Origin of the sequence: Tropicimonas sp. IMCC34011 (genome assembly GCF_003390865.1) — a bacterium.
In the GTDB taxonomy this organism is placed as follows: domain Bacteria; phylum Pseudomonadota; class Alphaproteobacteria; order Rhodobacterales; family Rhodobacteraceae; genus Tropicimonas_B.
The window spans coordinates 1237718-1250149 of sequence record NZ_QMEJ01000001.1 but is presented as its reverse complement, the minus strand read 5'-3'; the positions used below and the strand labels follow the sequence as shown (position 1 = coordinate 1250149).

The following is a 12432-nucleotide window of genomic DNA, read 5'->3' as shown; positions in this document are numbered from 1 at the left end:
GTCTCTTGCATGTTGGTCGTCATCTAAGTGCATTGTTCACCTTGTGCTAGGCGCCTGAAGTGGGAGTTGTCTCGCAGCAAGACGTCCCAAGTGTCGTATGCAATTAAGCACCCAGCTTCCAACATCACTATGCGATCACAGCGTTCGACCGTGCTCAGGCGGTGCGCGATCATTAGTACCGTTTTTTCATCGGGCAGCGCCTCAATCGCGGCCATAACTTCGCGCTCGGTCAAATTGTCGAGCGCGCTGGTCGCCTCGTCAAAGACAATCAGGTCAGCATCGTGATAGAGCGCCCTTGCAACGCCGATCCGCTGGCGTTGCCCACCCGACAGGCGGACGCCACGCTCGCCGATCTGGGTGGCGTACCCCTTTGGCAGTTCGTTACGGATGAACCCGTCGATCTGCGCGATCTGCGCAGCACGTTCGATGGCCTGCTGGTCGATCTCATGGAGGGGTATGCCAAGTGCAATGTTCTCTGTGACACTGGCAGCAGTCAGGAATATGTCCTGTGGGACATAGCCGACGCTTTGCTGCCAGGCGCGAAGATTGGCAACGGTTATCTCCACACCGTCGGCGAAGAGCCGCCCGGTGCTTGGCGCAAGAAGCCCAAGAATGATGTCGGCCAGGGTTGTCTTGCCCGCGCCGGTGCTGCCGACGATGCCGATTTTCTCGCCCGCGTTGATCGTGAGCGACACCTCTTTCACGCCGGCATGGGCGGCATTCGGGTAGTGATAGGTAACATCCTCGAGCACCAGTTGCTCCGTCAGCCCGAGGGCCGGCGGCATGGTATCCGGCAGCTTCCCGGACCCCGCATGCACAATCAAATCGTCATAAATGATATCTACTGCCGCCGATGATGCCTGTATATGGGCAAGCGATTGATAGAGTTTTGACAACTCAGGCATCAGCCGCTGCCCGGCCACGGCAAACAGCCCCAGGGTCGGAAGAATGCCGCCTAGAGTAGTGCCCGAGGCCAGACCTTCGGCATTCATCAGAAAGAGGCATAGCAAGATGATGCCGCCGAATGCGACAGCATCAAGCATGAACTTTGGAACCTGAGATATCACCTGCGTCGTGGCCATCGTTCGCGCCATTCGGTGCGAAGGCCGACCGTAACGCGCGGAGTAAGAGCTTTCGCGACCAAGCAGCTTGATATCCTTGATGCCGCCGAGAGCCTCAGTTGCAATCCGGAAGCGCGCCGTGTTGGTTTCGACGCGCACTTCCCCCAGCTTCTTCAAGATTCTTCGGCTGAGCGCATAGATTCCCCCGTAGCTCCCGCCGAGCAGCGCAAAAGCGATCATCGCCACCACTGGCTCCATCCAGAGCAGCAGGCTGACGATGGCAACGATCGTCAACAGCGCAGCTACCGCCTCCGCGGCGGGGCGGAGAAATTGCATGACGAGCTGTTGGGTTTCCGCAAGGATTCGCGTGCCCATCTCGCCCGTGTGCCGATTGAGAAAGAACTCGTATGGTTGCCGCATGTAAGCCCTCATCAGCCGGTGGCTGATGGAATGCATCCGCATCGTGGCAAAACGTGCGACGGCCCAGGTCTTGAACACCTGCATCGCGCTGGTGAGCACGATCACCGCGAGCGCGGCCAGACCCAGCCCGGTGAGAAAGCCGTAGTCACTTTCGAAGCCGAACGTATCGTAAGCCCAAGCCAGGGCGGGAACGGTCTTGATGAGCTCCGGGTCGGCCAGAACCGACAAGAATGGCAGCACTGAGCCCACCATCAGAGCAGAAGACATTGCCCCGACGATCACTATACCCAGAACGATCCACGCATTGCGCCGCTCGCGCGAGTCGAGCAACGCCCAGGCTTTTTTCCATGTCCCGAAGTCGATCATAGTCTAAGATCGCTTTGATCGGGCGAAAAGGCGCTTTTCAGATCGCAGAGGATGCTCGCCGGCTTGCGCCAGGCGGCGAGGGCCTCCGGGCCGCCGGCCCGGAACGTGTCATGAGCCACCGCCAGCACGACGCCGTCATAGGCCCCCGCCGCCGGCTCCTCGATCAACTCCAGCCCGTATTCGTGCCGCGCCTCCTCAGGATCCATCCAGGGGTCATGCACGTCGACCTCAACGCCATAGTCTCTAAGCTCTGCCACAACATCTACGACCCGCGTGTTCCGCAGATCCGGGCAGTTTTCCTTGAACGCCAGCCCCATCACCAGCACCCGAGCGCCTTCGATCTGGATCCGTTTCTTCAGCATCGCCTTGATCATCTGCCCGGCGACGTAAGCCCCCATCCCGTCATTGATCCGCCGCCCGGCCAGGATCACCTGCGGGTGGTAGCCCAAGGCCTCGGCCTTGTGGGTCAGGTAGTAGGGGTCCACCCCGATGCAGTGCCCACCGACGAGTCCCGGCCGGAAGGGGAGGAAGTTCCACTTCGTCCCCGCCGCCTCGAGCACCGCCTGCGTGTCGATCCCCATCTTGTTGAAGATGATCGCGAGTTCGTTCACCAGCGCAATGTTCAGGTCCCGCTGAGTGTTCTCGATCACCTTGGCGGCTTCCGCCACCTTGATGCTCTCGGCTTTGTAGGTGCCGGCGGTGATGATCTCGGCGTAGAGCGCGTCAACCGTCTCCGCGATTTCGGGAGTGGAGCCGGAGGTTACCTTCCTGATGCTCGGCAGCCGGTGCTCCTTGTCGCCCGGGTTGATCCGTTCGGGACTGTAGCCGCAGAAGAAGTCCTCGTTGAACGTCAGGCCCGAGACGCGCTCAAGCACCGGCACGCAATCCTCCTCGGTCGCACCGGGGTACACCGTGCTTTCGTAGATCACGATGTCGCCCTTCTTCAGAACGCTGCCGACGGCCTCCGAAGCCTTGATCAGCGGCGTCAGATCGGGTCGCTTGTGCGCGTCGATCGGGGTCGGGACGGTGACGATGTAGATCGTGCAATCGGCGATGTCGGAGGTGTCGGCGGCGAAGGAGAGCTGCGTGGCGGACGCCAGCTCCTCGGCCGAGGTCTCTCGCGTGCGGTCGTGGCCGTCCTTCAGCTCGGCGATCCGCGCCCGGTTTATGTCGAACCCCACGGTGGGACGGATCTTGCCGAACTCCGCGGCAAGGGGCAGGCCGACATAACCGAGGCCGATGACGGCTATCTTCTTTGTTGGCTCACTCATCAAATCATCTTCCGTAATATTCTCTGAACACTGTCAGGAATGGCGCGATCCCGTGCGTGAATTCGGTCTTCGGCCGGTAGCCAGTCGGCTCCTGAATCAGCGCTGCATCGGCCCAGGTCGCCAAGACGTTGCGTTTCTGCATGTCCACGAAGTAGCGTTGCGCTGTCTTCCGGAGCGCCGCTTTATCTCACAGCTTTCTCTCCTTGGCCGAGGAGTACTCGTTCGGGAGCAGCAGGGCATGGCGGCGCTGCTTGAAGGTGCCATCTTATTAATCGTTCATCCCGTCGTAGCCCTGAATGCGGAAGCCCTCGGCCAGAAGAGGCTTGGCCAGGTGGAAGCCGATGAACCCGGCGGTGCCTGTGATGAGAACGCGCACCATGTCGGTCGGGATGCTCATTCCGATGCGGTGGGCTTGCCGTCGATCTCGCTTTGCAGCGCCTCGATCTCAGCGCGCAGCGCCTCATATTCCGCCCGTTTCCGCGCGAGGAACCGCCGGGTGAGGGCGGCCTTGGCGGCGATGCCGCGCGGGGTGAGGATATAGGCGTAGCGGCGCTTGTCGGGGTTGGCCGAGAAGTTGCCGAGCTTGATCATGCCTTTGTCGACTAACGCTTTGAGTTGGAAGTTCACGCTGCCGAGGCTGATGCCGACCGCTCGAGCAAGGTCGCGCTGGCTCATCTCGGGGCTGTCGTCCAGCAGTTTGAGCATGCGGAACCGCATGTCTTCCTGCATGGCATCACGGCGGTCTGTCATGGATGCGTCATGAAGGCAGGGCAGGTAACGGCTACCGCACAAGAGCTGGCCGGGCCATCTCCTGCGGGGTGGTTCGATGATGTAAGACAGGGCTTGGCCATATCGTTCAGTCTTGAACGGTATGGGTTTGCTCGCCTTTTGGCAAGATGGCGCAGCGATGGTTGACGTTCTGGTTGCAGAGCACCGCCGAAGCAATGGGAAACGGCCTAACTTCAGGCCCGTTGCTCGGCCCTTGCATCGGATCGCCGGGCGCCGTTGCGGGGTGCTGGAAGTCCGGGCAGGCTCGACCCGCGCGAGGCCGGCTCGGGACGGTTAACGCCGGCTGCTCAGATGCCCAGCCCGAGCATCTCCGACATGGCACGCCCGTAGGCCTGCACGATCAGCGCCTCGTCGTACTCGGCGGCCATCTTGGCCCGGCCCGCCTGTCCCATCTCGCAACGTTCGCCCGCCTCAAGCGACAGGAAGCGGCGGCAGGCGTCGGCCAGGCTCGAGCCGCTGCGCACCTCGCACAGAATGCCGCTCGCCTCGTGGTCCACCACCGCCGTGCAGCCGGGCACATCGGTCGCGATCAGGGGCCGCGCCATCGCTGCCGCTTCGATCAGCGTGCGGGGCGCGCCCTCGCGATAGGAGGGCAGGACGACGCAATGTGAGGCCGAGATGTGGGGGCGCACGTCCGGCGTGGTGCCGAGATAATTGATCACGCCCTCCGCCTCCCAGCCGGCCAGCTCCTCGCGGGAGATGGCTGTGCGGTTCTCGGAGTCAGTCGAGCCGAGGATCTGAAAGCGCGCCGTGACGCCCTCGGCCTTGAGTATCCGTGCCGCCTCGACGTATTCCCGCACGCCCTTGTCGCGCAGCAGCCGGGCGATCATCAGGAATCGCGTCTCCTCCCCCTCGGGGTAGGGCGCGGCGGCAAACCGCTCAAGGTCGATGCCGGAGCCGGGCAGCACCTCGCATTGCGCCTCGCGTACCAGCCGGCGCGACAGGAACAGCGCCTTGTCATCTTCGTTCTGGAAGAAGACCCTCGGCAACGGACGGAAGGCGTGGCGATAAAGTGTTTCTGCCACCCGCTGCAGCGCTCCGCCGGAGAGGAAGGCCGTGCCGAGCCCGGTGACATTCGGCAGGAAGGGCACCCCGCAAGTCCGGGCCGCCATGGCCCCGAAGAGATTGTTCTTGATCGTGTAGCTGAACACGATGTCGGGCCGCTTCTCCCGGAAGGCGCGCAGAAAGGCCCTGCGCAGGCGCAGCCCTTCCAGCGGGTTGAGCCCCTTGGCGGACATCTCCAGCGGCAGGACCCGGCAGCCCATCTCCTCGAGCTGTGGCACGCTGTCATCGGGCGGCGCCAGAACGGTGACGCGGTAGCCGCGGGAGAGCAGCGCCTTCAGAACCGGCTGGCGGAAATTCCAGATGTTCCAGGCGGCATTCACGGTTAGCATCACGTGAAGTGGGCGTGTCTGGGCTCTGGACGTCATGGTCATGGAAATTCGGGCCGACTGTGCTTCGTTTGAACTTCGCGCTGGTCCTATTGGCGCAGCTACCCGGAGGCCAGACGTTCTTTTCCACCCGGAGGCAGCGCTGACCCTCTCAAAGCACGACCGATCCGAGGCGATTGCTCTGCGACGGTTTCGATCGATGTGCCGGTCCGTCCGGGGGCGGACCGGCGGACCCATCACGCCTTCCAAGTATGCTGGTGCCGGAGGTTTCCGAGCGTCTCCGTAAACGCCTTGATGTCGAGGTCCAACCCGTCATGCTCGGCTTCGGCGTGGATACCGTTCTCGATCTGGGTGAGCTGTACGTCGGACAACCCCGCGAGGTCGAGACCTTCGGCGGCATTCCTGACGTAACTGGCGGTATGGGCCGCGCTCAGCTTGATCGGCGGAAGGGCCCGGCGTGCAGCGATCATCTCGTCCTGCGGATGGTAGGGGATCTGGCGATCCTCGGGTGCGATCCGCTCGGAGCGGCTCGAGAACAGCATGTCCATCTCGTGGCAAGCTTCGTCCTCATCAGCGAACGCTCCGATGGCGACGATCTCGCGCCCCGAGACCTTGAGGTAGCAACCATCGGGCAGGGGCACGCCGAGGGCCAGAAGCAAAGGCCTCCGGGACACAGCGGCATAATCGAACAGGTCGATGCTGTTGATGGCGTTGGCCGGGAACTCTTCCCGCGCGGCGATGACGTAGTACATGGGGTATCCTTCAAGGTGAAAGCGCCGCGAATGCGGCAGGTGGGCCGGCAGGCCGGGGATCCGGCCTGCCAGATTGTTCAGGGCAGATTGTCGGGCTGGATCGCGTAGATGCGCGTGCCGCCAGGGTAGTCCGGCAGACGCTGTTTCTTCTGCAGGCGATTGTTTTCGCCGGGGATCAACGCGCCGTACTTGCGGGCGACCCTCGCGACGAATTCGGCATCCCGGCCATTGCAGATCTCCGTCCGCCATGCCTCGGGGGTGACGTAATACGTCGTGTGTGCGGTGCCGTCGGGGCCCGGAACGAATGCACGATAGCCGCAGCGCGCGTGGACAGGGCGATCCTCAAGACGCGTGGGGACCTCCTCGTCCTCACTTGCCTCGGTGCTCCCGCGAGATGCGCTGATCGTCTCGAACCGGCTCCCGCCATGGATCTCGAAGTACCGCTGCAGGAGGCGGATCGCATCGGTCTCGTCCTCAGATGCGTTGCTGCCCCGCTCACGCCGCCACGCCTCGAAACATGCGAGCGCGGCTTCGTAGGCCGTGTCCCCCTGCCAGGGCACGACGCCATAACCCGTCGCGAGGCTTCCGGCCGCAGCGACCACCCCGAACCTGCGGGCGACACGGCCAACCTGCGCATCGTCATCGTCGCGGCGGACCTGCGCGACAAACCGGTCGACCGTTTGCCTCGCCGTCGCGATGGCCGCATCGCGGTCTTCCACGAGGGCCTCCACGAATGCCGGGCCGGCATGGCCGTAGGAGCGGGCTGCCTCACGAGCGAGATGATCGGACAGGGCGGCTTCACTCTTGAACCCATGGAGATCTTCGTAGGTGCGGTCCGATCCGGGCGCGGTCTCGATCGGCACGTCAAAGGCGCGGGCGGTTACGCCGCCAAGGAGCCTTCCGCGCTCTCCGAGCTTGCCGGAGGACATGTGCTGCCCGATCTTGACCTCGCCCGACGAGAGCGCGAGGACGCGCCATCCGAGCGCCGCACGCGCCTTGCCGGTCTTGTCCGCGCGGGCCTTTCCGCTGCCGTTGCCGAGCATGTAGATCACGTCGCCAAGCTCGTCCGGCGCGACCTGCTTGATCTCGTCAAGGACGAGCACGTTGTCGTTGTAAAGCGCCGCGATCCCTTCGAGACCATTCGCGGTAGCGCGCCACGTCGTCGAGTTACCGTTCTGGCCGCCGCCACCTGCCACGCTACTGGCGACGAAGATGATGGTTGTCTTGCCACGGGACGAGAGGCCAAAAATGTGGAAGACGGCGTTCTCCTCGCCAAGAGGTTCGAGGAGATAGCCGGAGAATGCGACGGAGATCGCGAAGGCGAGCCGCGAATTGCCGACCGCCAAGGCCGCGAGGCGCTGCCAGGCCTCGGGATCGCCGTGGCTGCGCATCTTGTGATCCATCTCGCCGAGATCGAGTTTCAGGCGCCGCTTCGTCCCAGGCGGCTGGATGACCCTGTCCGGGAAGCAATAGCTGTCGCCGTGCCAGCCGGGCTGAGTGACGACCTCGACGATCTCTGAGGTCTGCGCATGGCCGATATAATCCGCCAGAGCCTGCCGGCCGGCGCGACCCTGCGGACAAATGAAGCCCAGTTCGGCGAGGAGCTCGCGGAATTCCCGACCGTCTCCCGCAAGGAGACGTCCGGGCACGACCAGCATCTCCCAATCGCCCACCGGCGTCATCACGACAACAAGGTAGCCCCAGCCCGCGCCGGCCCGGCCGGTCCGCGTGCGGCCGACGACGAGCATCGGCGACCCCACAAACACCTCGTTCAAAGTGCCCTTGGCGGAGACAACGGGTTTGTAGATGCCGGTCTCGTCGATGCGGAAGCCGTCGGGCAGGGAGAGCCGCGTCTGCCAAGTATCCTGCATATACGTCGCGATCGGGTTGGCCGCACCAGCGGCCGGGTCGCCCGTCGCTTCGTCCGGGCCGGCCGGCGTTTCGGCGAGAAGATCTACCTCCGTCAGGAGGTCGGGCTGCTTCTCGATCATCCCGCGCAGCGCCGCCCCATCGAGCCCGTCCGCCACGGCGTCGGCGATGTCATAGCCGGGCGGCGTCTCGCCGGAGACAGCTGCACCGATCCGTGCGATATCGAGCCGGCGGATCCGCGCGCAGCGCGTATTGCGGAGGATCTCCTCGATCGCGCCCGTGGCCTTCGCGCCGGCATTGTCATGGTCGGGCATGAGGATCACATCGCGGCCCGTGAGCGGCGACCAGTCCGTCTTCGCGACAGCATTGCTCCCGCCGGACCACGACAGGCTCACGTTCTGCGGGAACGCCGCGGCGACCGCGTCGGCGCACTTCTCGCCCTCGCTGATGATCACCGGTGCTTCCGGCCGCGCGAGGAGGTCAGCAAGGCGATAGAGCGGCCGATTGTCGGACATGCCGCGCCAGGCGAAGACAAGCCCGCGCTCAGGGTCGCGCCAGAGCGTGACCTGGCGAAAAGTCTTGCGCGTGCCACTGGGCGTCTTCGGATCCTGCCGTTCGTAACGCGCCACAAGCCCGACGATACCGCCCGTTTCGTCGCGGTACGAATAAGCGGCAGTGCAAGACGCGTCGCGCGAGAGATCAGGCAGCGCAGTGTCGGTCGGCACCGGCACAACCCGGGTCGCGTCGGGCGAGAGGTCGCAGATGAGGGGGATCGGGGCGCGGACGATGGTATCGATCATGCCGCCACCCCCAGCTCGAGGGCAAGCCGGCGCGCCGCGTCGATCTGCTTGAGCCCGTGCAAATAAGCATAAAGCGAGATCGGGTCCCCGCCGGCGTCGCCCGTCGCAAAATCCGACCAGCGACCGGTCCTGATGTTGATGCAGAACGAGCCGATCGAGCGGTCGTTACGAGTGGGGTTGAGCGCAAGGTATTCCGCACCGCGCGTCACGCCGCCCGGCGCCCAGGTCCGGCAGAGGGTTTCGAGGCGGGGCAGCGCGGCAGCATTGACCGCGACAAAGATGTCGGGCCCGCTGCGGGGCCGGCTAAGGGTGGACGCGCAAGACTGCGTCATGGCAAATCTCCTTTGTGCGCCGACAGGCTTGCCTGCGGCGGTCGGGCGTGAGAGTTTGCTGGAAGAAGGCGTTGGTCGGGTCGGTTTGATGTGGCGTCAGCGACCCGGCCGCTCTTTCAGCGCGGTGTCCTCTTAATAGAGTCGTAAAGAACGAAAGCGCCAAGTGCTGGGCCCCGGGGTCAGGCGGGCTTTATGTGGATAACCTCAAAAAAACGGCCCAGAACCCAAAGATTTGTTCCCACGTTCCCGGTCCAGAACCTAAAGAAAGCAGTCCATGCGGCTGCTTTTCTTAATCTTTTTCACAAATTGTCAGATGTGGTGTCTTTGGAGGCTGCTGCGCTGAAGCGCCGGGAACACCGGGAACGGTGGGACCAGATCCCGCACGCTGCGTATTCCCGGCAGCCCTTTTCAGTGCAGGATTGGCGCTTCGGCGATCGCGCGGAGCTGATCGGCTAGCCGCGATAGCCAGCGCAAGGACCGACCGCCCGCGACCGCCTCAGTTGCCGTCTCGAGGATCGCCGGATCGACATCATCGCCGAGGATCCGCGCGACGAGATCACGCAAAAGCGCGCCTTCCGGCATCGGGCACTGCACGACTCGAACTCGGTCTCTCAGGGGGCGAGGCAGGTACGCGACATCGTTGACGCAAAGGACCCAGGAGACGTGGCTGAGATCCACGGGCGCTTCGAGATAGGGCGATTGATACGCAGCCGCGGTCGAGCGCTCGAGCAGTGGCAACAGCGCGTTGGCAGCATCGCCGCCATTCGAGCCGTGGGCGCGCTTCTCGATCTCGTCGAGGATGATGATCGGGTTTGCGACCTTTGTCTCCGCGATATGCTCGATGGGTCGCCCGGCGCTCGCGCTCGCCCACGTGTATTCACTGCCGGTCACGATGAAGCTTGCCGTGCTGCTGCTCATATCGAGGCGCAGCGGCGAGCAGCCCGACACAGCGCCGAGGCGCTCCGCAATGTAGGTCTTGCCACACCCGGGCGGGCCCGCGAGCACGAGCGGTGGAAGAGTAAAGGTGCCGGACTGCTCGACAGCAACACGGGCGGCCCGCCACAGGTAAGTGAGCGCCTCGGAGAGCCAGGGACTTTCTGAGTAGAGAGCTGCGAAGAGCTCGTCGCATCCATGCCGGTCCCGCGGGCCCGCAAGCGTCATGGGCTCGCAGAGCTCGGTGCGCAGTGCCTCGCGGTCCCGGGCCTTGGCATCCGTACGAGAAGATCGATCGACCGGGCGGTAGGTATGGATGCGCACGCTTCGCGCGCTCGTATCGATGCATCGGGACAATAGCTCGGCGGTACGGGATGCGTTCTCAGCCGTGGCGTCCTCAATCATCGCGCGGTGGCGCGCAATCGTCGGCGTGAATCGATGCCCGTCATGATACGCGTTTGTCGCTTGTCGGCGTGCTTCCCTCAGTCCCGACGTGCATCGCACGAAGGACCAGCGCGTCGTCGCTGTTAGCAGGTGCGACGCATACGTCTCGCTCTTTCCCTTGCAGAAATAGAGCGCGAGGCGCTGCGCCGCTCCATGTTTTGCGCGCAGCTCCACGTCCCGCCGATGCCGCCAGGCAAGCCGCAGCATCTGCGGTGTCAGGTCCAAACCTCGGCGGACTTGTTGCGCGATATCGACCTGGGGCAGATCGGAGGAACCATGCACATCGCCCGGCCATCCGAAGAGCCAGTAGGTGCCATAGCGCTTGATGGTGCAGGCGATCATGCGAAGAACTCCGCAAGAGCCGCGGCCGCGCCGCCGAGGACGGCGGCAACCCAGCTGAGCGCCTCGTAGACGCCATAGAGATTTGAAAGAGTGCGAAGACGACGCGTAAGCGCCGCGCGATGGGGGAAACGATGCATGGGACCCGACCTGCCGACATTGGAAAAGACGTCTGTCGTGATCGGGAGCGGCGACGTCTGTCTGCAGGCAGCCCGATCGCTCCGCCAAGGCGGAGACGTCAGCGTATGTGCAGGGCCGGTGTAATGATCGTCATGGGCTGTAAACTGGCGGAGCGATCGCGAGGTTTCAATGCCGGGGGGGGCAAAAATTTAGGAACAGGTATTCCGGAGGCAGGCAGATCTTTCATGCGAGCCATCGGGCAGGGGCGGTGGGTGACCTGCTCCCCATAGAGTCCGCGGTGATTAGTTCGCTCTGTTCAGGGTTTGGTCCTCTACTGACCGTTGGTGATACTCCCACGGGGTGAGCCCGTCGAGGCTCGTGTGGGGGCGGTGGTGGTTGTAGTCGTCGCGCCAGGCTGCGATCAGCTCTCGGGCATGGCGCAAGTTGGCGAACAGGTGCTCGTTGAGGCACTCGTCGCGCAGGCGACCATTGAAGCTCTCGACGAAGCCGTTCTGCATGGGCTTTCCCGGAGCGATGTAGTGCCATTGGACCCGGCGCTCCTCCTGCCATTTGAGGATGGCGTTCGAGGTCAGTTCCGTGCCGTTGTCGCTGACCACCATGCATGGATAACCACGCACCCGAGCGATGCTGTCGAGCTCACGGCCAACGCGCTGCCCTGACAGCGAGGTGTCCACGACCGCGGCATTCGCCATTGTCGCTCGGACCAATGGCGCGACATGGCAAATCATTCCCGGCTGAAGTCGTCGATGACGCAGAGCACCCGGAAGCGGCGACCATCGGACAGGCTGTCTGACACGAAGTCCAGCGACCACCGCTGGTTCGGTCCCTGCGGGATCGCCATAGGTGCCCTGGTCCCCAAGGCCCGCTTGCGACCGCCCCGTTTACGGACTGTTGAGCCTTCTTCTCGGTAGATCCGGTAGAGTGCTCCGGCCTACGAATGGTCCACTGGACCATTCGCTTCACGGCCTCCGATCCAGTTCACCTTCCAGCCTTCGCGACCAAGAAGCAGGTGCAGCCTTCGATAGCCGAAGCGACGCCGCTCGCTGGAAAGCTCCTTCAGCCTGTCTCGCAGCTCGGTGTCCGCAGGTCTGCTTGATCCACGTCGATACACCCGCGGATCGATCCCGGCCAAGGCACAGGCCCGTCGCTGCTTATAGCTCTTCTCTGTCATGGCCCAGTCCACGGCTTTCCGCCGCGCACCGGGCTTCAGAAGTTTTTTCCCAGCATCTCCTTGAGCATGGCGACATCGAGCATCTGCTCCGCCAGCATCTTCTTCAGCTTCGCGTTCTCGGCCTCAAGCGCCTTCCGCCGTTTGGCCTCGGACACTTCCATGCCTCCATACTTCGAGCGCCACTTGTAAAAAGTGCCATCGCTGATGCCATGCTTCCGGCAGAGCTACTTGGCGCCTATCCCGGCTTGGTGCTCCTTCAGAATGCCAATGATCTGTTCTTCGCTGAAACGGCTTTTCCGCATCGTCTGTCCCCTCGTGTGGAGAACAGGCTAACCTCAAACCGCGGACGTTTC

At 63.6% G+C, this 12432-nt stretch carries 9 protein-coding genes and 2 pseudogenes; all 11 read right to left on the bottom strand.

Annotation, left to right across the window (positions count from 1 at the left end):
• Nucleotides 1–23 precede the first annotated feature (23 nt).
• The 11 genes and pseudogenes from DQG15_RS05965 to DQG15_RS05915 all read right to left on the bottom strand — a co-directional run bounded on the left by DQG15_RS05965 (nucleotide 24) and on the right by DQG15_RS05915 (nucleotide 12381).
• Nucleotides 24–1847 (bottom strand): ABC transporter ATP-binding protein, encoded by a 1824-nt coding sequence (locus DQG15_RS05965; protein ID WP_198665073.1) that lies wholly within the window; start codon nucleotides 1845–1847, stop codon nucleotides 24–26.
• On the bottom strand, nucleotides 1844–3118 hold the full coding sequence (tviB, locus tag DQG15_RS05960; protein ID WP_116083776.1) for a Vi polysaccharide biosynthesis UDP-N-acetylglucosamine C-6 dehydrogenase TviB: 1275 nt from the start codon (nucleotides 3116–3118) through the stop codon (nucleotides 1844–1846). The genes DQG15_RS05965 and tviB overlap by 4 nt, the downstream gene beginning before the upstream one ends.
• Nucleotides 3119–3308: 190 nt before the next feature.
• Nucleotides 3309–3497, bottom strand: a pseudogene (locus DQG15_RS18825) (UDP-glucuronate 5-epimerase); the annotation flags it as partial.
• A 14-nt stretch (nucleotides 3498–3511) separates the two neighbouring features.
• Complete coding sequence (locus tag DQG15_RS05945; protein WP_116083503.1) at nucleotides 3512–3868, bottom strand: MarR family EPS-associated transcriptional regulator; 357 nt, start codon at nucleotides 3866–3868, stop codon at nucleotides 3512–3514.
• A gap of 326 nt (nucleotides 3869–4194) precedes the next feature.
• A complete protein-coding gene (locus tag DQG15_RS05940; protein WP_232830716.1) occupies nucleotides 4195–5337 on the bottom strand; it encodes a glycosyltransferase family 4 protein in 1143 nt (380 codons plus the stop codon).
• A 197-nt stretch (nucleotides 5338–5534) separates the two neighbouring features.
• On the bottom strand, nucleotides 5535–6050 hold the full coding sequence (locus tag DQG15_RS05935; RefSeq protein WP_116083498.1) for a hypothetical protein: 516 nt from the start codon (nucleotides 6048–6050) through the stop codon (nucleotides 5535–5537).
• 77 nt (nucleotides 6051–6127) lie between these two features.
• Nucleotides 6128–8719 carry a DUF927 domain-containing protein gene (locus DQG15_RS05930; RefSeq protein WP_116083496.1) on the bottom strand — a complete coding sequence of 864 codons (2592 nt, stop codon included), beginning with the start codon at nucleotides 8717–8719 and terminating at the stop codon, nucleotides 6128–6130.
• The gene (locus DQG15_RS05925) at nucleotides 8716–9051 is read right to left on the bottom strand and encodes a hypothetical protein (protein WP_116083495.1); all 336 of its coding nucleotides are present in this window, start codon (nucleotides 9049–9051) and stop codon (nucleotides 8716–8718) included. The genes DQG15_RS05930 and DQG15_RS05925 overlap by 4 nt, the downstream gene beginning before the upstream one ends.
• Before the next feature lie 408 nt (nucleotides 9052–9459).
• Nucleotides 9460–10770 (bottom strand): AAA family ATPase, encoded by a 1311-nt coding sequence (locus tag DQG15_RS05920; RefSeq protein ID WP_116083493.1) that lies wholly within the window; start codon nucleotides 10768–10770, stop codon nucleotides 9460–9462.
• A complete protein-coding gene (locus DQG15_RS18105; protein ID WP_157968909.1) occupies nucleotides 10767–10907 on the bottom strand; it encodes a hypothetical protein in 141 nt (46 codons plus the stop codon). The genes DQG15_RS05920 and DQG15_RS18105 overlap by 4 nt, the downstream gene beginning before the upstream one ends.
• A 282-nt stretch (nucleotides 10908–11189) precedes the next feature.
• Nucleotides 11190–12381 (bottom strand): annotated as a pseudogene (locus DQG15_RS05915) (IS3 family transposase).
• Between the last annotated feature and the right edge of the window lie 51 nt (nucleotides 12382–12432).